The 22,064-nt window shown below is 65.9% G+C and carries 20 protein-coding genes; 8 read left to right on the top strand and 12 right to left on the bottom strand.

Annotated features, from left to right (window positions below; genetic code table 11):
• Positions 1–33: 33 nt before the first annotated feature.
• On the bottom strand, positions 34–1,347 hold the full coding sequence (locus SAS01S_RS17100; protein ID WP_066811397.1) for an MFS transporter: 1,314 nt from the start codon (positions 1,345–1,347) through the stop codon (positions 34–36).
• The gene (locus SAS01S_RS17095) at positions 1,344–1,667 is read right to left on the bottom strand and encodes an antibiotic biosynthesis monooxygenase family protein (RefSeq protein ID WP_066811416.1); all 324 of its coding nucleotides are present in this window, start codon (positions 1,665–1,667) and stop codon (positions 1,344–1,346) included. Before SAS01S_RS17095 ends, SAS01S_RS17100 begins: the two co-directional genes overlap by 4 nt.
• A gap of 142 nt (positions 1,668–1,809) precedes the next feature.
• Here SAS01S_RS17095 and SAS01S_RS17090 point away from each other — a divergent pair, with 142 nt between their 5' ends.
• Entirely contained in the window at positions 1,810–2,424 is a 615-nt protein-coding gene (locus tag SAS01S_RS17090; RefSeq protein WP_066811394.1) for a class I SAM-dependent methyltransferase, read from the top strand.
• 22 nt (positions 2,425–2,446) lie between these two features.
• Here the strand turns inward: SAS01S_RS17090 and SAS01S_RS17085 are convergent, their stop codons facing one another.
• The gene (locus SAS01S_RS17085) at positions 2,447–3,610 is read right to left on the bottom strand and encodes a phospholipase D-like domain-containing protein (RefSeq protein ID WP_066811391.1); all 1,164 of its coding nucleotides are present in this window, start codon (positions 3,608–3,610) and stop codon (positions 2,447–2,449) included.
• Positions 3,611–3,766: 156 nt separating this feature from the next.
• Here SAS01S_RS17085 and rpoZ point away from each other — a divergent pair, with 156 nt between their 5' ends.
• Positions 3,767–4,111 (top strand): DNA-directed RNA polymerase subunit omega, encoded by a 345-nt coding sequence (gene rpoZ / locus SAS01S_RS17080; protein ID WP_066811388.1) that lies wholly within the window; start codon positions 3,767–3,769, stop codon positions 4,109–4,111.
• 139 nt (positions 4,112–4,250) lie between these two features.
• On the opposite strand, the gene SAS01S_RS17075 is transcribed toward rpoZ, so the two are convergent.
• Positions 4,251–5,405: an aminotransferase gene (locus SAS01S_RS17075; RefSeq protein WP_066811385.1), complete on the bottom strand. Its 1,155-nt coding sequence runs from the start codon at positions 5,403–5,405 to the stop codon at positions 4,251–4,253.
• Between the two features lie 117 nt (positions 5,406–5,522).
• Between SAS01S_RS17075 and SAS01S_RS17070 the strand changes: the two genes are divergently transcribed.
• The 5 genes from SAS01S_RS17070 to SAS01S_RS17050 all read left to right on the top strand — a co-directional run bounded on the left by SAS01S_RS17070 (position 5,523) and on the right by SAS01S_RS17050 (position 11,010).
• Entirely contained in the window at positions 5,523–6,596 is a 1,074-nt protein-coding gene (locus SAS01S_RS17070) for a type III polyketide synthase (protein ID WP_066811413.1), read from the top strand.
• On the top strand, positions 6,593–7,282 hold the full coding sequence (locus SAS01S_RS17065; RefSeq protein ID WP_066811382.1) for a methyltransferase domain-containing protein: 690 nt from the start codon (positions 6,593–6,595) through the stop codon (positions 7,280–7,282). Before SAS01S_RS17070 ends, SAS01S_RS17065 begins: the two co-directional genes overlap by 4 nt.
• Positions 7,261–8,367, top strand: a complete 1,107-nt coding sequence (locus SAS01S_RS17060) for an NAD(P)/FAD-dependent oxidoreductase (RefSeq protein ID WP_066811379.1) — start codon at positions 7,261–7,263, stop codon at positions 8,365–8,367. The genes SAS01S_RS17065 and SAS01S_RS17060 overlap by 22 nt, the downstream gene beginning before the upstream one ends.
• Before the next feature lie 25 nt (positions 8,368–8,392).
• On the top strand, positions 8,393–8,791 hold the full coding sequence (msrB, locus tag SAS01S_RS17055) for a peptide-methionine (R)-S-oxide reductase MsrB (protein ID WP_066811376.1): 399 nt from the start codon (positions 8,393–8,395) through the stop codon (positions 8,789–8,791).
• A 71-nt stretch (positions 8,792–8,862) separates the two neighbouring features.
• Entirely contained in the window at positions 8,863–11,010 is a 2,148-nt protein-coding gene (locus SAS01S_RS17050; RefSeq protein ID WP_084239138.1) for a transglycosylase domain-containing protein, read from the top strand.
• Here SAS01S_RS17050 and SAS01S_RS17045 read toward each other — a convergent pair.
• From SAS01S_RS17045 to SAS01S_RS17035, 3 genes are read right to left on the bottom strand one after another with little or no spacing between them, the layout of a single operon-like run.
• Complete coding sequence (locus SAS01S_RS17045; RefSeq protein ID WP_066811373.1) at positions 10,986–11,744, bottom strand: M48 family metallopeptidase; 759 nt, start codon at positions 11,742–11,744, stop codon at positions 10,986–10,988. The two genes, SAS01S_RS17050 and SAS01S_RS17045, sit on opposite strands and share 25 nt — an antisense overlap.
• A complete protein-coding gene (locus SAS01S_RS17040) occupies positions 11,741–12,178 on the bottom strand; it encodes a YcgN family cysteine cluster protein (RefSeq protein ID WP_066811370.1) in 438 nt (145 codons plus the stop codon). Before SAS01S_RS17040 ends, SAS01S_RS17045 begins: the two co-directional genes overlap by 4 nt.
• Positions 12,175–12,765, bottom strand: coding sequence for an SCO family protein (locus SAS01S_RS17035; RefSeq protein WP_066811367.1), 591 nt, complete (start codon positions 12,763–12,765; stop codon positions 12,175–12,177). Before SAS01S_RS17035 ends, SAS01S_RS17040 begins: the two co-directional genes overlap by 4 nt.
• Before the next feature lie 73 nt (positions 12,766–12,838).
• Between SAS01S_RS17035 and SAS01S_RS17030 the strand changes: the two genes are divergently transcribed.
• Positions 12,839–13,462, top strand: a complete 624-nt coding sequence (locus tag SAS01S_RS17030) for an ankyrin repeat domain-containing protein (RefSeq protein ID WP_066811403.1) — start codon at positions 12,839–12,841, stop codon at positions 13,460–13,462.
• Positions 13,463–13,703: 241 nt separating this feature from the next.
• On the opposite strand, the gene SAS01S_RS17025 is transcribed toward SAS01S_RS17030, so the two are convergent.
• The 5 genes from SAS01S_RS17025 to nadB form a co-directional block, all read right to left on the bottom strand.
• Positions 13,704–15,272 carry a lipopolysaccharide biosynthesis protein gene (locus SAS01S_RS17025; protein WP_245656963.1) on the bottom strand — a complete coding sequence of 523 codons (1,569 nt, stop codon included), beginning with the start codon at positions 15,270–15,272 and terminating at the stop codon, positions 13,704–13,706.
• A 42-nt stretch (positions 15,273–15,314) separates the two neighbouring features.
• The gene (polA, locus tag SAS01S_RS17020; RefSeq protein ID WP_066811364.1) at positions 15,315–18,098 is read right to left on the bottom strand and encodes a DNA polymerase I; all 2,784 of its coding nucleotides are present in this window, start codon (positions 18,096–18,098) and stop codon (positions 15,315–15,317) included.
• Positions 18,099–18,390: 292 nt separating this feature from the next.
• The gene (locus SAS01S_RS17015) at positions 18,391–19,083 is read right to left on the bottom strand and encodes a 2OG-Fe(II) oxygenase (protein ID WP_084239133.1); all 693 of its coding nucleotides are present in this window, start codon (positions 19,081–19,083) and stop codon (positions 18,391–18,393) included.
• A gap of 56 nt (positions 19,084–19,139) precedes the next feature.
• Positions 19,140–20,246, bottom strand: coding sequence for a class A beta-lactamase (bla, locus tag SAS01S_RS17010; protein ID WP_066811358.1), 1,107 nt, complete (start codon positions 20,244–20,246; stop codon positions 19,140–19,142).
• Positions 20,247–20,387: 141 nt separating this feature from the next.
• Positions 20,388–21,974, bottom strand: a complete 1,587-nt coding sequence (gene nadB / locus SAS01S_RS17005; protein ID WP_066811355.1) for an L-aspartate oxidase — start codon at positions 21,972–21,974, stop codon at positions 20,388–20,390.
• Positions 21,975–22,064 lie beyond the last annotated feature (90 nt).

Genomic DNA, 22,064 nt, shown 5'->3' with positions numbered 1-22,064 from the left:
TGCGCAGGTTCGTGAGGCTTTCGCCGGCGGCCGCTAGCCCATTACCAGGTCGGTGCGTGGGCGTTTCAACCCCACCCAACAATATCCCAGCAGCGCCAGACACGCCGCACCAGCGGTCAGATACGGCAAGGAGTGCCAGAACTCGTACAATCCCACTCCGATCGACGGCCCGAGCACGAAGCTGGCGCCGTTGACCGAGGTGACCTTGCCCGCGACCGAGCCCTGCGCCGCCGATCCCACCGCGAGCGACGATCCGGCGGTGAAAGCCGGGCGCGTGAAGCCGAAGCCGATGCTCGCCAACGCATAAGCAGTCGCCAGGCCGTAGAGTGAAGTCGCCAGGCCGGTCAGCGCGCAGCCCGCCGCCGCGATCGCCAGCCCGACCAGCATCATCACGCGCGGCGTCAGGTTGAACAACGGGATCAACCCCCATTGCACGAGCAATGCCGCTCCCGCGCCCATCATCAGCACGAGTCCGGTCGGCTGCAACGCCTCGGCCGGAGGCAGATGGAGGCGGTCGATCACCAGAAAGCCGATCGCCTGGCCCGTCATCGCCTGGGCGTGGCCGAAGACCAAACCGGCGATCATCCAGGCGCGGACGCGCGAATCGACGAAGCCGACTTCCTCGACGTGCTGACCCATGGCGGCGGTGATGCTCGCGCCCGAGGACTGGCCGCCGATCGAGGGATAGGCATTGGCGGCGCCATGCGCGGCGGGATCGTCCATCGCCGCTTCGTTGCGATCACTAGGCAGCATGCGCAGCACGGCGAGAAACATCCCTGCCCCGAACAGCGCGAACAGGAAGGCCGGGCCGGACAGGCCGATCACTACGCCGCCGACGCTGCCGAGCAGCAGATACGGCGCGATCGCCGGCCCCAGGATCGTGCCGAGCCCGAACGCCGAACCGAGCAGGGTCAGCGCCTTAGTCCGCTCCTCGCGCGTGGTGCGCCCGGCGACGATTGCCTGCACCGCCGGCGGCGCGGCCGAACCGAACGTGCCGTAGATCAGCCGGCCGACGATGAAGAGCATGAAGGCCGCGGTCCCGCCGATCCAGCCATTGATCCCCGCCGCTAGGAAGAGTCCGCACAAGGTCAGCGAGATGGTGAACCCGCCGACTCCCAGCAGGATCATCGACCGCCGGCCGCGCCGATCCGATCGGCTGGCCCAGAACGGCGCGGCGATCACCCATAACAAGGCCGAGACCGAGAAGGCGGCAGCGACCGCATTGTCGCGGACATGGAGCGAGCGCCCGATCGCGGGCAGGACCGATTGCAAGGCGGTGTTCCCCGCGGCGATCGTCAGCATCACGGTGAACAACAAGGCGAAGTCGCGGTCGAACCTCGCCGTCATTCCTTCTCCCAATCGTAGCTGCGCCCTATTTCGGCGACATGGAGCGAATACCATCGATACCAGCGCCCGCGTCCAGCATCGCGAATCTCGCTATGCCGCGCATGCTGGCGCCAGGCGACCGCTGCCGCCTCATCCGCCCAATAACTCACCGTAATACCGATTCCGTCGGTGCCGCGCGCGCTGTCGATGCCGCGATACCCGGGCTGCGCTTCGGCCAACGCGTTGGCTTCCGCCGCCGCGGCGGCATAGCCTTCGGGATCCTCGCCGGTAACTTCGGACACGAAAATCACCGCTATTGTTCCGGGGGCGAACGTCGTCATGATCGTGCGGATGGACCGGCGCGCGATGCGACGCAACCCATCCCCACACCTGGCTGACACCTAAAAGCTTGATCGAGCGTTACAGCTTTGCGACAGGGGTTTCCGGTCGCGTACGATTTGGCGCACAGCTACAAGGAAGATCATGTCCCAGCCCCGCTTCGCTCTCGACAATGCGGAGACGCGCGCGCGCAAGCTCCCCTCTCCCTGGGCGATGTTTCTCAGCGGGTTCTTCAAGCGGCCCGTGATGGTCGGCTCGATCATCGCCTCGTCCAAGGCGCAGATCAACGCGATGCTCAAGGTGCCCGATTGGGCCAAGGTCAAATTGTTCGTCGAATATGGCCCCGGCGTCGGCACGTTCAGCCAAGCGATTCTCGACCGCCTGCCGGCCGACGGCACCTATATCGCGATCGACACCAATCCGGACTTCATCGACTATCTCCGGATCAAATTCACCGATTCGCGCTTCATCCCGGTCCATGGTTCGGCCGCCGACGTCGAAAAGATCATCGCCGAACATGGCTTCGAACAAGCCGATTACGTGCTGTCGGGCCTGCCCTTTTCGACCTTGCCCAAGGGCGTCGCCCCCGCCATCGCCGCCGCGACGCACCGCGTGCTCAAGACCGGCGGCGCCTTCCTGGTCTATCAATTCCGCCCCAAGGTCCGCGACTTCCTCGAGCCGCATTGGGACCGGATCGACTATTCGATCGAATGGTGGAACATCCCGCCCTCGCACAATTTCTTCGCCTGGAAGGACTGACGGGAAGGGCGAAACTTATCGCCTATTTCCGCAAATGCCGCTCGGGGCCGAAATTGAGGCTCCGCGTGACGTTGTAGTCGAGCACGGTCATCACGAAGAATGCCGCCGCCTGCTTGACCCGCGTCCACCAGCCGGTGCGCGACTGGTAAAGCTCGGGCGTGATCCGCTCCGAGTCGGCGATCTCGCCGTCGACATAGGTCCGGACATAAGCGGCGAATGCCTTGTCCTGGACGCGCAGCATCAGTTCGAGGTTCAGGAACAGGCTGCGAATGTCGTAATTGGCCGAGCCGATATAGACCGTGTCGTCGATCACGAAGAGCTTGGTGTGGAGCTTGGTCGGCTGGTATTCGTAGATCTCCACGCCTTTCCTGAGCAGCCCGGCATAAGTGAAGCGCGACGCCGAGATCGCGGCGCCATGATCGTTTTTCGACGCTAGCACGACGCGCGCGACGCCGCGCTGGCCGATCCGGTCGAGCCGGCGCAGCATTCCCGGGCTCGGCGCGAAATAGGCACTGATCAGGTCGACCCGCTTCGCGCGCTCGAGATCGGCGCGCACCGCCTTGGCCCAGGGTGACGGCTTGCGCGTCGGCCCCCCGAACACCCAGCGCGTCCCGCCGTCAGGCTCGCTCCACCTCGACAGCAACGCGCGCAGCGACCGGAGCGGTGGCTGTTCCTCCTTCGCCCAGCGATCGAGCGCATCGAAATAGCCGGTCAGGTGCTCGGCCGAAGGCCCTTCGATATAGAAACCCAGGTCGCGCCACGCTTGATCTTCGTTGGTGCCGAAATAGCTGTCCTGGATGTTGAACCCGCCGATGATCACTCGTGCCTCGTCAGCCAAGGCGAGCTTCTGGTGATTGCGCAGCAGATAGCGTCTACCGAGACGCGGCACGAAGCGGCAGACGTCGATCCCAGCCGCCTTGAGCGGATCGAAGAAGCGGTGATTCTGAGCATGCTCGCTGCCCAGGCCATCGACGATCAGCTTGACCCCGACACCGCGCCCGGCCGCATCGATCAGCGCCTGGCGCACTTTCGCGCCGGCATCGTCGTCGACATAGATGTAATAAAGCACGCGCAGCGACCGCTGGGCGCCGGCGATCAAGTCCAGCAACGCCGTCAGCCGCTCGGGCCCCTCGGTGATGAGCCGGAGCGTATCGCCGTCGATCGTAAAGCTGGGTTCGCCGGCCATCGCGCCTCTATTGAAGCGCGGCGCGGCGCGGGGCAAGGCGGTAGCGGCGTTCGCGGCGATAATCGACGGAAAACCCGATTTTCTTGACTCTCCACGCGCCATTGCCCTAAGCGCCAAGGCTTCCCATCTTGGTGTTTTGCTGAAGGAAAGCGTTTCATGGCGCGCGTCACTGTCGAAGATTGCGTCGACAAGGTTTCGAACCGTTTCGATCTGGTGCTGTTCGCGGCCCAGCGCGCCCGCCAGATTTCGGGCGGCGCCGACCTCACCATCGATCGCGACCGCGATAAAAACCCGGTCGTCGCCTTGCGCGAAATCGCCGAGGAAACGGTGCGCCCCGATCATCTGCAGGACGCAGTGATCAGCGGCATGCAGAAGGTCCAGATCGACGACGATGACACGCCGGACGAAATCGGCTCGCTGTCGCAATCGGCCGAGGCCCTCCGCCTCACCGCCGCTGCGCCGCCGCGCAATCAAAATCTGGGTGGGGATTACGACGGTTGAGGCCAGAGATTAGCGTTCGCTAATCTCTGAAAAGTCGAAACCTCGGCCGGCGGGCAAAGCCCGACCGACGTCGCGGCTTAGCCGCGACGGCCTTGCTAGAGAAAACAAGGCCTGCGGAGCGATCCGCGGGTCTTATTTCTTAGCTCAGCGTCGTCCGGAACCCCGCCATCCGCTCGATCGCCGTATCCAGCGTCGCGTCGCTCTTGGCAAAGCACAGCCGAACGACATTGGTCACCGGATCCTCGGCATAGAAAGCCGAGACCGGGATCGCGGCGACTCCCGCTTCGTCCAGCAGGCGGTTGCAGAAGGTGACGTCGTCGAGCGCGATGCCCGAAGCGGTCAGGTCGATCGAGATAAAATAGGTCGCCGCCGACGGCAACGTGACATAGCCCGCCTCGCCCACCCCCGCCGCAAGCCGGTCGCGCGAGCGCTGGAAGCCTGCGCGCTCCTTGTCGAACCAGGCTTTGTCCTTGCCGAGCCCGTAAGCGGCGGCCCATTGCAGATTGGGCGGGGTGGTGAAGGTCAGGAACTGGTGCGCCTTCGCCAGGCCCTTGGCGAGCTCCGGCGCGGCGCACGTCCAGCCGACTTTCCACCCGGTCAGCGCGAACATCTTGCCCGCCGAGCCAATCTTGACCGTACGCTCGCGCATCCCGGGTTGGCCGATCAGCGGTACATGCCGCGCGCCGTCGAACACCAATTCTTCCCATACCTCGTCGCAGATCGCGATCAGGTCGCGCTCGATACAGAAGCGCGCGATCACCGCCAGTTCCTCGCCGCCGATCATCGACGCCGAAGGATTGAGCGGGCTGTTGAGCACGAGCAGTCGGCACCTGGGCGTCCAGACCGCCTCCAGCATCTCCGCCGTCACGCGCCAGTCGGGCGGGCTCAACCTTACCAGTTTCGCCACCCCGCCGGCGCGCTCGACCAGCGGCAGATAGGCGTCGTAGAGCGGCTGGAACAGGATCACTTCGTCGCCCGGCGACACCAAGGCGAGCAGCGACGCCGCGATCGCCTCGGTCGCGCCCGAGGTCACCACTACCTCGTCGGGTGACAGATCGAGCCCCTGATGCTCGGCATAATGCGCGGCGACTGCCTGGCGCAGTTCGGGCAAACCGATCATCGGCGGATATTGGTTGGACTTTTCGACCAGCGCCCTGGCCGCCGCATCGAGGATATCGGCCGGCCCCTGCGCTTCGGGAAACCCCTGACCCAAGTTGATCGCCCCGGTCGCCCGCGCGCGCGCCGACATCGCTTCGAAGATCGTGGTGCCCATCCGGGCGTAGATCGGATTCATGCCAGCCTGATAGCGGCCGAGGGCGAGTGGAGCAAAAAGGCGTGGCATCTGTTAAACTGGCGTACCGCTTTCGAGGCACTAACCCGGTGTCCCTTGTTTCCGAAAAGGTCGCCGCTCGTGTCTCCCAATGTCTATCTCAACGCTATCGGTACCGCAGTGCCCGACCATGACGCCCATCAGGCGTTCATCGGTTGGGCCGAGCCCAGGATAGCCGACCCGCGGCTGGCCAAATTGTTCGGTCGCATGGTCAAACGATCGGGGATCGATCATCGCTGGACGGTGTTGCCGCGCGCTGCCGACGGCGGATCGCCGATCGAGCCCGGCGGCTTCTATGAGGGCGGCTTCATGCCCGGCACCGATGCGCGGATGCGGGTCTATGCCGAACAGGCTCCGGCGCTGAGCCTCCAGGCGATCGACCAACTGGCGCAAGAGGTCGAGCTCGATCGCGTCACGCATCTCGTGCTGGCCAGCTGCACCGGCTTCGTTGCGCCCGGCGTCGATCAGATCATCGCGCGCCGGCTCGGCCTGGCGCCGTCGGTCGAGCGGCTGCTGGTCGGGTTCATGGGCTGCTATGCCGCGGTCGCGGCGTTGCGCAGCGCGCGCCATATCGTGCGGTCCGAACCCGGTGCGCGCGTTCTGGTGGTCTGCGTCGAACTCTGTTCGCTCCACCTCCAGGATACCGGCGAGATCGAGAAATTGCTGGCGATGCTCCAGTTCGGCGACGGCGCGGGCGCCGCTCTGGTGACGAGCGACGCCGCCGGCTTCGAGCTCGAAGCGCCATTCGCCACGACCTTGCCCGATTCCGAACGGCTGATCCGCTGGGACATCACCGACAAGGGATTCGAGATGCATCTGTCGGGCGAGGTCCCGCAGCGCATCGCGCAAGGGCTCGCCGATCCCGATTTCGCCACCGCTGCGCTCGGTGGGCGCAATGTCGAGGATATCGACGGCTGGGCAGTGCATGCCGGCGGGCGCTCGATCCTCGACGCTGTCGAGACCGCGTATCACCTGCCCCAGGGCGCGCTTTGGGCGTCGCGTGAAACGCTTCACGATTATGGCAACATGTCCTCGGCGACGTTGATGTTCACCCTGGCCAAGATGCTCAAGGGGCCGCGCGTCGGCCAGGGCATCGCGCTGGCGTTCGGGCCGGGGCTGGCGGCGGAGGGTTTCGGGTTCCGGAGCGCGGCGTGAGCCTCCAACAGCGCGCCATCGCCGATGAGCTGATGGACGCCGACGATCTCGACGCGGCGACCTATGCCGCGGTGGTCGGCGATCTTGCCAAGGTCAATGTCGTGACGATGGCGGCGCGGCCGACCCTGTCGTTCGTCGAGCGCGCGCTCCAGGGCCGCAACGCGTTCAAATTGCTCGATGTCGGGTTTGGCGATGGCGACATGCTGCGGACGATCGCACGCTGGGCGGCGAAACGCGGGATCGCGGCCGAAATGGTCGGCGTCGATCTCAACCCGCGCAGCGAAGCGGCGGCGCGGCAGCACTCGTCGCCCGATACAAGGATCCGCTGGATCACCGGCGATTATGCCGATCTTGCCGGTCAGGGCTGGGACATGGTGATCTCCAGCCTGGTCGCGCATCATATGACGCACGATCAGCTGGTCGCTTTCCTCCGCTTCATGCAGGCCGAGGCTCGGATGGGCTGGCTGGTCAACGATCTCCACCGTCACGGTTTCGCGCATTGGGGATTCCCGCTGCTCGCCCGCACCTTCCGCTGGCACCGCATCGTCCGGCTCGACGGCACCTTGTCGATCGCGCGATCCTATCGTCCCGCCGAATGGCCGCCGATCCTGGCCGAAGCGGGCATCACCGATGCGCGCGTCTATCGCGCTTTTCCGTTTCGCCTGTGCGTCGAACGCCTGCGCTGATCGTCGGCGGCGGGCCGGCGGGCGCGGTGGCGGCGCTGCTGCTAGCGCGTGCCGGCGCGCCGCATCTGCTGGTCGAGCGCAGCGCCGAGACGGGCGACGCCTTGTGCGGCGGGTTCCTGAGCTGGCGGACGCTCGAGGCGCTCGATCGCCTCGGTATCCGCCGCGAGGTGCTCAACCGCGACGAGATCCGCCGGCTGCGGCTGTTCGCGGGCACGCGTCAGGCCGAGGCCTGGCTGCCGCGCCCGGCGCTGGCGGTCTCCCGCCGGCGGCTCGATAGCTTGCTGCTCGATCACGCGATCACCGCCGGTGCGGCGGTCGAGCGCGGCGTCGCGGTGCGGGCGCTCGAAGGCGATTGCCTACGCCTGGCTGACGACGACGAAATCGCCCCCGATGCACTGTTCCTCGCCACGGGAAAGCACGATCTGCGCGGGCTGGCACGCGGTGCCGAGCGCGGTGAGGATCCGACGCTGGGGTTACGTGTTCGGTTGGGCCCGAGCGGTGCGCTCGATCGGATGGTCGGCGATACGATCGAACTCCATCTGTTCGATCGCGGCTATGCCGGGATCGCGCGGCAGGAGGATGGCACCGTCAATCTGTGCATGGCGGTGCATCGGTCGCGGCTGAGCGCGGCGGGATCGCCCGACCAATTGCTGGCTGCGCTGGCGATCGAATCGCCGCGGCTAGGCGAGCGCTTGGCGCATCGCGCCGGCGGTGCGTCGATCGATGCGGTCGCCAATGTCCCTTATGGCTGGCGCGCAGTGAACGGCACCGCCGGCCTGTTCCGGCTCGGCGATCAGGCGGCGTGCATTCCCAGCCTGGCGGGCGAAGGCATGGGAATCGCGATCGAAAGCGGCACACGGGCGGCCACCGACTATCTGCGCCAGGGCCCGGCCGGCGCGATCGCCTATCAGCAGCGGCTCGCCCGTGACCTGACGACGCCGTTCGCCGTCGCCAACCGCATCCGCGCCGCCGCCGAGCGCCCCGCCTGGGCGAGCGCGCTGATTACCGCGGTCCGCCTGGCGCCGCAGATCGCCGGAATCGCCGCCCGGCTAACCCGGATCAGCCACAAGCCGCTTGACGCATGACCGGTGCGTAACGATCTTCCGGTGCATGGACCATCTCTCGCTCTCCGAAACCGAATGGCGCAAGCGCCTGACCCCCGAGCAATATCATGTGCTGCGCGAGGCGGGGACCGAACGCGCCTTTGCCGGCATCTATAACGACAACAAGGCCGACGGCATCTATGCCTGCGCCGCGTGCGGGCTCGACCTGTTCGACAGCGCCGACAAATATGATTCGGGATCGGGCTGGCCGAGCTTCACCCAGCCGATCGCCGAGGATCATGTCGTCAATCATAGCGATACCAGCCACGGCATGACGCGCACCGAAACCCGCTGCGCGCGCTGCGACAGCCATCTCGGCCATGTCTTCCCCGACGGGCCGCCGCCGACCGGCTTGCGCTATTGCATGAACTCGATCAGCCTCGATTTTCGCCCCCGTGCGGATTGATCGGCGCGGCGAACCGCTTGAACCGGCGCTTGTCGAGGCTCGGTTAACCCTCTAAGCCCTCGCTTATAACGATGGCCAAGGCGTCCAAAATTGTCCCCCGCTGGCGCCGCTGGCTCGTGCTGGGTCTTCGCCTTACCGGCGTCGCCGCCTTGCTTGGCATCATCGCGCTCGTCGTCACCGTCTATGTGACCGAATCGCAGCTGCCGAGTTTCGACGAGCTCAAATCCTCGCCCAACGGCCAGATGATCCGCGTGCTGGCTGATGACGGCACTCCGATCGTCAGCCTGGGGCCGAGCTATGGCGAATGGCTGCCTTACGCGCAGATCCCGCAAGTGATGAAGGATGCGATGGTCGCGGTCGAGGATCGCCGCTTCCGCAATCATCCCGGCGTCGATCCGATCGGCGTGGCCCGCTCGTTCCAGGTGCGCGTCCAACAGGGACATTGGACCCAGGGCGGGTCGACCATCACCCAGCAGCTGGCGCGCAACATCTTCCTGTCGTCGACCAAGAAGTTCGGCCGCAAGGCGCGCGAGATGGTGCTGGCGCTCGCGCTGGAGCGCAAATTCTCCAAGGATCAGGTGCTCGAACTCTATCTCAACAAGGTCTATTTCGGCGGCGGCGCGTACGGCATCGACGCCGCCAGCCGCAAATTCTTCGGCCATGGCGCCGGCCAATTGACCCTGGGCGAAGCGGCGATCATCGCCGGACTCGTCAAGGCGCCGTCGCATTATTCGCCCACCGCCGATGCCCAGGCCGCAGTCGACCGCGCCGGCGTGGTGATCGGGCTGATGAAGGAAACCGGCAAGATCTCGGCCGCCGAAGCCGCCGCGGTCGATCCCAAGACGGTCAAGCTCGCGCCCGAGCCCAACCAGAACAGCGTGCGTTACTTCACCGACTGGGCGCTGCCCCAGCTCGAGAATCTGATCGACGAGCCGACTCGCCCGCTCGAAGTGTGGACGACGATCGACATCCGCATGCAGAAAGCGGCCGATGCCGCGATCGCCGGCTATGCCCCCGGCAATGCGCAAGGCGCGCTGATCAGCCTCGACCGCGACGGCGCGGTGCGCGCGATGGTCGGCGGCAAGGATTACGTCACGTCCAACTATAATCGCGGCGTGACCGCTTTGCGCCAGCCGGGATCGTCGTTCAAATTGTTCGTCTATCTGGCAGCGCTGGAGGCGGGGCATCGCCCGAGCGACCGTGTGGTCGACGAGCCGATCACGATCAACGGCTGGAGCCCGCGCAACTCGTCGGGCCGCAATGCCGGCGAAATGGATATCCGCACGGCGTTTGCGTATTCGGTCAACACCGTGGCGGCCAAGATCGGCCAGGAAGTCGGCTTCTCGACCGTCGCCGACATGGCGCGGCGCTTCGGCATCTCGACCCCGATCTCGACCGTGCCGTCGATGGTGCTGGGATCGAACGACGTCCGCCTGATCGACATGACGCGCGCCTTTGCCAGCGTCGGCAACAAGGGCGTGGCGGTGACCCCGTACGGGATCACCAAGGTTACCTCGATGGGCGAGACGATCTACAATCACGAAGTCGACCGTAGCCATGTGCTGGTCGCGCCCTATGTCGCCGCCGAGATGACCGACCTGCTGCAGACCGCGGTCGCCACCGGCACCGGCAAGGCGGCGCAGATCGGGCGCCCGGTCGCCGGCAAGACCGGCACGACGAGCTCGAACAAGGACGGCTGGTTCCTGGGCTTTTCCTCGGGACTCACCACGGGCGTGTGGATGGGCCGCGATGACGCCAAGTCTATTCCGGGCCTTCAGGGCGGCACCTTGCCCGCGCGCGCCTTTGCGGCGTTCATGAAGGTCGCCACCGCCGGCCGGCCGGTCGAAGCGTTCGACACCCAGGTGACCTTGCCCGAATGGCAGCTCGATAACGAAAGCGATTTCGGCCAGCCCGATAACGGCCTGTTCGTCGATCCCGACGGCAATCCCATTCCGCCCGACCAGATCGCGCCCGATGCGCCGATCGGCGGGGGGGACGCGGGCGAGCCGCCGCAGACCGAAAATGATCCCCCGCAGACCGCGCCCGATGCCAGCGACGACAGTGCGCGACAGACCGATGAGCGGCTCGATCGCAGATGGATCGATCGCATGACCGGCGGCTCGGGTACCGATCCCAACCGGCCCAAACGCGCCGTTCCTAACGGATCGGCCCCGGCCGATCGCCCGCGAGAGGTTCAGCCGCCCCGCCCGACCCAGTGAAGCGTCGCGCCGTGGCGCCGTAACCAGGCACGCGCCGGTGCGGGATCGCTCCCCAGCAACTGACGATAGGCGGCATGGAACGCCGGCGAATGGTCCATATGCAGCCGATGCGCGACTTCGTGCGCGACGGTCGAGCGGCGGACATTGGGCGGCGCGCAGATCAGCCGCCAGCTATAGCGGATGGCGCCGGTCGAGGCGCAGCTGCCCCAGCGGCCCTTTGGGTCGGCGACGGTAACGCGGCTGACGGTGACGCCGGCCTTGGCCGCGAATTCGGCGGTTTCCTCGGACAGCAATGCGAGCGCACGGCGCTTGAGCCAGGTTTCGATGCGGCGTGAGAGACCTTCCAACGGCCCGCCACACACCAGCCTTTCGTCACCCCGGCCTTGTGCCGGGGTCCACAGAGCCGCAAATCCCGGGTCGTGCGGCTCCGTGGATGCCGGCACAGGGCCGGCATGACGGATTAGGGTAATCGTCCGTGACCGCTCTGGCGACCAGTCGATCACGACATCCTCACCCTCGATCGGAATGATCGCATCAGGCAAAAACGGCTGCCCCTGAGGCAGCTTAGCCCGCTGCGCCTCGATCCAGCCACGATGATCATTGGCCCAGGCCATTGCCTGTTTGAGCGAGGCGCGGGGCGGGATAGTCAGGCGCACGCGCCCGCTTGCCGGATCGACCGACAGCCGCATCCGCCGGGCGCGGGCATGGCGGACGACGTCGAGATCGCCGGTCACAGCTTGCGATCGACCAGATGGAATTCGAGCTCGCCGGCATCGTCCTCGCTGACCGTCCAGCCGCGCGTCGATTCGCCGGCGCGATGCACCGCCTCGCGATCGCCGCTGACGAGATAATGCCAGTCCGGCAGCTTCTCGCCATTGGCGCGCAGGCGATAGGCGCAGGTCGAGGGCAGCCAGTCGGTGGTATAGACGTTCTTCGTCGTCAGCCGCACGCAATCGGGCACATAGGCGCGGCGATTGCGATAGTCCTTGCACTGGCCGGCGCGGCGATCGAGCATCCGGCAGGCGACATTGGTCGGGTGGAGTTCGCCGGTCTCCTCATCCTCGAGCTTGTGGATGCAGCATTTGCCGCAACCGTCGCACAACGCCTCCCATTGGCCGCGATCGAGTTCGGCCAATGTCTTGGTTTCCCAGAATCTGTCGGTCGTCACGGGTTGGTCTTCACCCAGCGCTTGATCTCATCGGCGCTCGCCTGCGCGCCCTGCTCGGTCGGCAGCAAGGCGAGCGGCTTGCCGCTGCTGTCCATCAGATAGGCGGCGTTGGAATGTTCGACCAGATAGCCGCCATTGGGCGTGGTTTTGCCCTTGGACGAGAACACGCCATATTCGGTCTTGATCGTGTCGATCGCTGCCGCGCTCCCGGTCATGCCGACGAAGCGGGGATAGAAAGCGCTGACGAATTGCTTGACCACCGCCGGCGTGTCGCGATCGGGATCGACCGTCACGAACACCGGCACGACCCTGGCCGACAGCGCCGGATCGCTCTTGTCGAGCAGCCGCATCGCCGCCCCGATCGTCTGCGCCGTGGTCGGGCAGACATCCGGGCAATAAGTGTATCCGAAATACATGATCCGATATTTGCCGGCGAACGCCTTCTCGGTGATCGCCCGGCCGTCCTGATCGATCAGCTGGAACGGACCGCCAATCTTGGCGCCCGCCAGCGGGGGATCGGCTGGGGCGGCGTTCGAGCAGGCGGCGAGCGCCAATAGCAGCGAAATCGGAAGCAAACGCAGGTTCATCGCAGCGCCAGCCTTGATCTTTTACGGGCGGCTACGCAAGTTGATCCCGACTTTTCGCGCAGGGCATAACATCATGATCGCACGTCTCTCCCGCATTGCGTCTATCGGCGCGCTCGCCGGCGCGCTGGCCGTTACCGCCCTACCCGCCGCGGCGCAGCTCGCCAGCGGCTCGCCCGGCTATCAATTCCTCGACGCGGTCAAGAACGACAAGGGCAGTGATGTCGAATCGATCCTGGCCAAGCCGGGGTCGCGGATCATCGATACCCAGGACCCGTCGAGCGGCGAAGGCGCGCTGCATATCGTCGTGCGCCGTGACGATTCGCGATACGTCTCCTATCTGCTGGCCAAGGGCGCCAATCCGAACATCAAGAACCGCCAAGGCGACACGCCGCTGCTGCTCGCCGTCGACCGCGGCTATGGCGACCTGATCCCGATCCTGCTCAAGAACAAGGCCAACCCCAATCTGGCGGGCGATGGCGGGCAGACCCCGTTGATCAAGGCAGTGCTGCGCCGCGACGAACAAATGGTGCGCGACCTGATCGAGGGCGGCGCCGACCCCGACAAGCGCGATTACATGGCAGGCAAATCAGCGCGCGATTACGCCAATGGCGATGCACGCAGCCCGGGGATGATCAAGCTGTTCGCCGATTTGCCGGCCGCCCCCAAGCGCGGCGTGTCGGGACCGACGCTTCGTTGATACCGTCACCATCCCCAGTTCGTCATGCCGGGCTTGTCCCGGCATCCACTGTGCCTCAGGCGCGGGGCAAGAAGTTCAAGGACTGGGCTCGGCTGCCCGGTGGATGCCGGGACAAGCCCGGCATGACGGTGATAAATTAGGCATCAAGGTAGAGAAGCGATTGATCATCTCTGGTTCTCTTTCCAGCAGGAACAAGAAGCCAGCGATCCCCCGACAACCGAATATTGAATGTCGATCCGTCCTAGACGGCCGGCGCCGCCGCGCCGGCGCCGGGTAATTTCTTGAACAGCGCGCGATCCTCGGGCCGGAACGCCCATTTCCACAGCACGAACAGATACGTCACCAAGATCGCGGGCTCGCCGACCGAAAGCTCGACCCATTCGTAGTTCTTGGGCAGCGAGGTGAACGCCGTCCCGACCAGGATGGTGACCGCCGCCGTCCCGAGCAGTGACCAGCGCCACCCCGCCACGCGCGCCTTCAATAGCCGGGCGAGGAAATTGGACTTGATCACCGACCCGACGCTGAGCGCGACGAGCAAGGCGATCGCGACGCTCACGCCCTGGACCGAATCGCGATGCCCGAGCCGCGACAATATGGAATTGTCCCAGTCGATCGACCGCATCACCGCAACCAGCGTGAAGCTCAGCACGATCTGAAGGACCAGCACGCCGATCGAGATCATCAGGTTGCGATGCCGCGCGATATAGACGAGCGCCGATTCGCACACCGCCCCGGTCGAGGCGAACACCTCCGCCCATAACAGGAAAGCAAGCGCCGCGGTGCCGGCGACGAATTGCTTGCCGACCAGCCCCATCACCGCTTCGCCCGGGATCGAGCCCATCAACGCCAGGCATGCCTGTAGCGCCATGATCCAGAAACCGACCTGGCGCACCTGGTCGGCGATCGCCGCCTTGTCGTCGCGCGCCAGGCTGGTGGCGATGACCGGCCCCAGGATCGGGTCGAAGCTGGTCTTGAGCTTTTGCGGCAGCGACGCCACCTGTTGCGCCATGTAATAGATGCCGACGATCGCCGGCGGGAACAGCAGCCCCAGGATAAAGCGGTCGACATTGCGCGTCGCCCATTCGATCGCGTCTGCGCCGGCCAGCGGCGCGTTGCGCCGCGCCAGGGTCGCCACCCTCGCGACTTGCGGCGTCCAGCCACGCGGCAGGCCGTAGCTGCGGATCAGCGGGATCAGCGAGGCGACCATCGCCGCGACCATCGACAGCATATAAGCGAGCACCAGCCCGTCGCGCGCGCTGACGAAGTAGAAACCGAGCGCGGCGATCGAGATCGTCCACGGCTCGACCACCGCGCGCGCGGTGACGCTCGCCTTGATGTTATGGCGAAAAGCGAGCGCCGAGAGCGCGACGTCGGACCAGGCGCTGGCGACGATGATGCACGGCAACAGCCGCTCGATCAGGCTGATGTCGCCATGCGGGTACATCACCCGCGGCAAGGCGATCAGCACCGCGCCGGCGATGGTCGAGGCGAGCATCGCCACCGCCATACCATCCCACACGACGTGCGGATGCGGGCGCTCGGTATTGGCCAGCGCCTGGGCCAGCCCGCGCTTCAACCCGAGTGTCGCGATCAACGCCGCGAGTTCGACCACCACCAACGCGAGCGCGAACCGTCCGACTGCGTCGGGTCCATAGAGCCTCCCCGCAACGAACAGGAACGGCAGCCGCGCGACCAACCGCAGCGCGAACCCGCCGATATTGGTCCGCCCGCCCTTGGCCAGCACGGCGAGGTCGTCGGACGCCGCGGTCGGCGGCACGACCGGCGGCGCGGCGCGAGCGTCAGTCGACACGCGCCACCCCCTCAGCCTTGCATCCGGCAAGCGCGGAATCGATCAATGCGCGGCGCCCCAGCTGGCGCCGGTACCGATCTCGACCGCGAGCGGCACCGACAGCGGCACGGCCGGCTCCGCCGCCGTCGCCATGACGCGTTCGATCACCGGCTTGGCCGCCTCGACCTCGCTTTCGGGAACTTCGAACACGAGTTCGTCATGGACCTGGAGCAGCATCTTCGTGCCGGTCAGGCCGGCGTCGGCCAGCGCCGGCCCCATCCGCGCCATCGCGCGCTTGATGATGTCGGCGCTGGTGCCCTGGATCGGCGCGTTGATCGCGGCGCGTTCCGCCCCCTGGCGGACATGCTGGATCGGCGCGCGGATCTGCGGAAACCAGGTCTTCCGGCCGAACAAGGTCTCGGTATAGCCCTTTTGCCGCACGCCCTCGAGCGTCTCGTTGATATAGGAGGAGATGCCGGGGAAGCGGTCGAAATAGCGCGAGATCATCGCCTGCGCTTCTTCCGCGTCGATCTCCAGCCGGGCGGCCAGGCCCCAGCGCGAAATGCCGTAGAGGATGGCGAAGTTGATCGTCTTGGCGCGCCCGCGCGTGTCGCGATTGACCTCGCCGAACAATTCCTTGGCGGTCGCGGAGTGGATGTCCTCGCCACGCAGGAAGGCATCGCGGAGCGGCGGCACGTCGGCCATGTGCGCCGCCAGCCTGAGCTCGATCTGCGAATAGTCGGCGGCCAGGATGACGTTGCCGGGCTCGGCCACGAAGGCGTCGCGGATCTGGCGGCCGATCTCGGTGCGGATCGGGATGTTCTGGAGGTTGGGATCGGTCGACGACAAGCGCCCGGTCTGCGCGCCGGTCAGCGAATAGCTGGTGTGGACGCGCCCGGTGTCGCGATCGATCTGCTGTTGCAGCGCGTCGGTATAGGTCGATTTGAGCTTGGACAGCTGGCGCCAGTCGAGCACCAGCCCGGCGATCGTCACACCTTCGGCCTTCATCTTCTCGAGCACGGTGACGTCGGTCGAATAGGCGCCGGACTTGCCTTTCTTGCCGCCCTTCAGCCCCATCTTGTCGAACAGGATCGCGCCGAGTTGCTGGGTCGATCCGATCTGGAACGGCTGCCCGGCCTCGGCCTGGATCTCTTCCTCGAGCCGCGCCATTTCCTGCGCGAAGCGGCTCGACAAGCGCGAGAGCTGGTCGCGATCGACCTTGATCCCGGCGCGCTCCATCGCGGCGACGACCGGGATGATCGGACGGTCGACCATCTCATACACCCGCGTCGCACCTTCATAGGCCAGCCGCGGCTTGAACCGGGTCCATAGCCGCCAGGTCACGTCGGCATCCTCGCCGCCATAGCGCGTCGCCTGGTCGAGCGGCACTTGCGCGAAGCTGATCGCCTTCTTGCCGGTGCCGGTCACGTCCTTGTAGCTGATACAGCTATGTTCGAGTACGGCATGCGCCACCTCGTCCATGCCATGGCCGCTGAGCGACTGGCCGGCATCGAGGTCGAAGCTCATCACCATCGTATCGTCGATCGGCGAGACCGGCAGGCCGTGGCGGATCAGGACGTTGATGTCGTATTTGATGTTGTGGCCGATCTTGAGCACGCCGGGCGCGGTGAAGAGCGGCTTCAAGCGGCTGACCACCTCGGCCAGCGGCAGTTGCGGCGGGACTTCGCCGAACATGTCGTCGCTGCTCTTGTGCCCGATCGGGATATAGCAGGCGCGTCCCGGCGCGGTGGCGAGGCAGATGCCGACCAGATTGGCCGCCATGCTGTCGAGCGAATCGGTCTCGGTATCGATCGCGATCGTGCCGCTGGCATGGCTTTCGGCGATCCACGCCTCGAGCCGATCGATGCTCGTCACGGTCTCATAGGTATCGCAATTGACCGGCGGCAGTTCGACGAAATCGGGCGTGACCGGTCCGGCCGTCGCGACCGCGGCCGCGACCGGATCGGGTTGCTCGCGTCCCGGGGCGTGCGCCGCCATGCGCGACAGCAAGGTCTTGAACCCCTGATCTTCGAGGAAGGCGCGCAGCGGCTCGACAGGAATGCCGTCGAGCTTGAGCTCGTCGAGCGTGTGCGGCACCGCGGTATCGACATGGAGCGCGACCAGCCGGCGCGACAGCCGGGCCATCGCTTCATGCTCGATCAGATTGTCGCGCATCTTGCTCGGCTTCATCTCGGGCGCGGCGGCCAGCACCGCGTCGAGATTGCCATATTCGACGATCAGCTTGGCCGCGGTCTTGGCGCCGATGCCGGGCACGCCGGGGACGTTGTCGACCGCGTCGCCCATCAGCGCCAGCACGTCGCCCAATTGGTCGGGGCGCACGCCGAACTTAGTCTCGACATAGTCCGCGCCGCGTCGCTCGTTCTTCATCGTGTCGAGCATGTCGACGCCCGGCTGGATCAGCTGCATCAGATCCTTGTCGGAACTGACGATGGTGACGTCCCACCCGGCTTCGACCGCGCGGCAGGTATAAGTGGCGATGATGTCGTCGGCCTCGAACCCTTCCTCCTCGATGCACGGCAGCGAGAAGGCTCGGGTCGCCTCGCGGATCAGCGGGAATTGCGGGATCAGATCCTCGGGCGGCGGCGGACGCTGCGCCTTGTATTTGTCGTAGAGATCGTTGCGGAAGGTGTGCGACCCCTTGTCGAGCACGACCGCCAGATGAGTCGGTCCCTCCGCCTTGTCGAGCGCGTCGGCGAGCTTCCACAGCATCGCGGTATAGCCATAGACCGCGCCCGCCGGCGTGCCGTGCCGGTTGGTCAGCGGCGGGAGCTGATGATAGGCGCGGAAGATGTAACCCGAACCGTCGACGAGATAGAGATGAGGCATCGCCGGAGGAGATAGCGTGACGCGCTCGCCGCCACAAATGGTTAGGTTGGGTGGTAGGGCCTTTCGTGCGAGTGGCGGGGGGGAGGCGCTTGGTGGATCGTCATGGCGCCGCCCAATTCCCAACCGTCACCCCGGCCTTGTGCCGGGGTCCGCCGTGCCGTGAGATATGGTGCCTGAGCCTCTAGCCGTGAGGCCTGCCGCCCGGCGGATCCCGGCACAGGGCCGGGATGACGGAGTAGGGAAGCCAGTCGGCCGCGCCGTCTCGATGTCGAACGTCCTCGACCAATCCCGCCTAAGCCGCGTCGTGGAAGATGATCCCCAGCGTATGCCGTCGTCCCGACCGCAACGTACTGACGCCATGACGCATCGCCACGCGATAGTCGCCGCGACTACCCGCGACCGGGCGATGGTTGACCGCGAACACCACCGCATCGCCCTGGCCGAGCGGAACCACATCGACCCGCGACTGCATACGCGGGCGCTGTTCGGTCAGGACGAAGTCGCCGCCGGCGAAATCCTCGCCCGGCCGCGACAACAGGATCGCGACCTGGAGCGGGAAGACATGCTCGCCATAGAGATCCTGATGCAGGCAATTATAATCGCCGGGCCCATAGCGCAGCAGCAGCGGCGTCGGCCGCGTCTGGCCGGCTTCGTGGCACCGCGCGAGGAAGTCCGCATGGCCGGCGGGAAAGCGCGTCGGCAGGCCCAACCGCTCGTGCCAGCGATTGGCGATAGGCGCGAGGCGCGGATAGAGCGCCGAGCGCAACCCGGCGATCGGGTCGGGCAGCGGGTAGCGATAGTAACGATATTCGCCGCGCCCGAAGCCGTGCCGCGCCATTACCACCTGGCTGCGAAACTGTGCCGGCTCGTCATAGCCCGCCGCGATCGCAGCGCAGGTGGCGGGGCCAAGCAAACCGGGCAATATCGCCCAGCCGCGCGCGTCAAGCTCACCAGCGAGCGTCGTCCAATCGTGATCGTCGTTCATGGAACAACCCATAGGGCGCGGCCTTGCCGGACCGCGCCCCGGGGATTGCGGTCAAATCACCAATGGTGGTTGGTCACTACGCCCAGCACGACCGCCTGCATCAATTGCTGGCGCTCGGGAATGGTCTTGGGCGTGTCGCCGATCATCACCGCGATGGCATAGGCCTTGCCGTTCGGCGATATCAGGAAGCCGACATCGTTATAGCCGGCGGTCCGTCCGCTGAAATCCTGGCCGGTGCCGGTCTTGTGCCCGAAGGTCCAGCCTTCCGGCACCGCGCCGCGCAGCCGCTGGCGCCCGGTGCGCGACGATTCCATCGTCGACATCAGATATTGGGTCGAAGTCGGCGAGAGCAATTCGCCTTTCTTCAGCCGGGCGAGCGCGGTCACGATCGCGCGCGGCGCGGCGCCGTCGGGCGGATCGGCGACATAGCGTTCGAACGCGTCCATCCGGGTCGAGGCCGGGATTTTCGCGCGCGCGGCCTCGAACGAGCGGCCGGTCGAATATTGCGGCTTCCATTCGAGCCCGGCGGTGAAGCTCTGCAACAAACGCTCGCCCGGTCCGAAGCGGATATCGCTGATCCCCTTCTTCGTCAGGAAGGCGCGCACCGCGGTCGGCCCGCCGGCAAGCCGCAATAGGCAATCATTGGCGGTGTTGTCGCTCTGCGTCAGCGCGCGCTGCAGCAATTCGCCGACAGTGGTCTTGTAGCCGTCATCCTTGACCAACGCCGCGATCGGCTGGTGGAACAGCGTGAGGTCGTCCTTGCGCACCGTATAGGGATCATCGAGCGTCAATTTGCCCTGGTCGCGCAGGTCGAGCACGGTCATCGCCACCCACAGCTTCGACACGCTCTGCTGCGGCAATTTCATGTCGCCGTTGGAGGTGACCGTCCAGCCATCGTCGATGCTCATCACCGCGATGCCGACCTTGCCGCCGAAATCGCGCGTCAGCGAGGGCACCAACGCGGTCAGCGCCGCGGGCGCCAGCACCGCCGGCTTGGGTGCCGGAAGCGGCTGCACCACTTCGCGCGGCGGCGCATAGGCCACCGGCGGCGCGAAGCTGCGCGCGCCCCTGCCGGACTGACTGTCGGAGACGCAGCCCGCAATCGCGAGGCCGACGATCACACCAAACGCTATTTTACCGAAACGCTGCACAGAACGACCCATGACCCCCGCCCGTGTTTTTCTCGACGATGAGAGTATCGCAGGAAAACGGTTGCGGAATCCCTGATATAGGGTCTCCGCGATGAACCGCACCTGAAAAGCGGCGGAACGAGCAACCAACCCGCTGAGATTCCGTGCGTTCCCTTAAGGGACCAGCACGGTATCCACTGCGACCGGCAAGGTTTCGGGATAATCGAGCGTGTAATGCAGCCCGCGCGATTCGTGGCGATGCAGCGCGGAGCGCACGATCAGGTCCGAGGTCTGGAGCAGATTCCTGAGCTCGATCAGGTCCGGCGTGACGCGGAAATGGCCGTAATAATCCTCAACCTCGCCGGTCAGCAGCTTGATCCGATGCGCCGCGCGCTCGAGCCTTTTGGTGGTGCGGACGATGCCGACATAATTCCACATGAAGCGGCGGATCTCGGTCCAGTTCTGCTTGATCACCACTTCTTCGTCCGAATCGGCGACGCGGCTTTCGTCCCACGGCCGGATCGGCGGCGGCGGCGGCAGATCGTCCCAATGCGTATTGATGTGGCGGGCGCAGGCTTCGCCGAAAACGAAACATTCGAGCAGCGAGTTGGAGGCCAGGCGATTGGCGCCGTGCAGGCCCGATTCGGTGCATTCGCCGGCGGCATAGAGGTGCGGCAAGTCGGTACGGCCGTCGAGGTCGATTACGATCCCGCCGCAGGTATAATGCTGCGCCGGCACGACCGGGATCGGCTCCCTGGTCATGTCGATGCCGAGGCCCTTCAATTTCTCGTAGATCGTCGGGAAGTGATGGGTGACGAACTCGGCGCCCATATGGCTGATATCGAGATGGACGTAATCGAGCCCGAGCCGCTTGATCTCATGGTCGATCGCGCGTGCGACGATGTCGCGCGGCGCGAGTTCGGCGCGCGGATCGAAATCGGGCATGAAGCGATAGCCGGTCTCGGGAATCTTGAGTTGCCCGCCCTCGCCGCGCACCGCCTCGGTGATCAGGAAGTTCTTGACGTCGAGATTGTAGAGGCAGGTCGGATGGAACTGCATCATCTCCATGTTGGAGATGCGGCAGCCCGCGCGCCACGCCATCGCGATGCCGTCCCCCGTCGCGCCGCGCGGTGCAGTCGAGAACAGATAGGTGCGCCCCGCCCCGCCGGTCGCCAGGATCGTCGCATTGGCGGTGAACAATTCGACCCGGCCGGTGGCGCGGTTGACCGCATAGACGCCCCAGACATTGCCCGCGCCCGAATAACGCTGCTCGTGCTTCGACGTGGCGAGGTCGACCACCACCATGTCGGGCACCAGCGTGATATTGTCGTGCGCTTGCGCTGCGTGGAGCAACGCCTCCTGAACGGCCCAGCCGGTGGCGTCGTTGACATGGACGATCCGCCTGTGGCTGTGCCCGCCCTCGCGCGTCAGATGGAGGTCGCCGCCTTCCTTGTTGAACGGCACGCCGAGTTCGATCAGCCGCTCGATCGCGCGCGGCGCATTCTCGACGACGAACTCGACCGTCTTGCGGTCGTTGAGCCCCGCGCCGGCGATCATCGTGTCCTCGATATGGCTGTCGAACGTGTCGCCCGGTTCGAGCACCGCGGCGATCCCGCCCTGCGCCCAGGCGGTCGACCCCTCGGCGAGGCCGCCCTTGGCGAGCACGGTCACGCAGAAACGATCGGCGAGGTTAAGCGCGGCGGTAAGCCCGGCGGCGCCGGAGCCGATAATCAGGACGTCGGACTTGTGGGGATCGGTCATCTGTTTCTCCTAGCCCCTCCCCTTCAGGGGAGGGGTTGGGGGTGGGGCCGTGCCCCAGGCGAAATTCTCTGCGAGGCATCCCCCCCCCCC

The sequence above is a fragment of the Sphingomonas asaccharolytica NBRC 15499 genome (assembly GCF_001598355.1).
GTDB lineage: Bacteria > Pseudomonadota > Alphaproteobacteria > Sphingomonadales > Sphingomonadaceae > Sphingomonas > Sphingomonas asaccharolytica.
The sequence above is the reverse complement of the archived record's forward strand: the minus strand, read 5'-3'. Positions and strand labels throughout refer to the sequence as shown.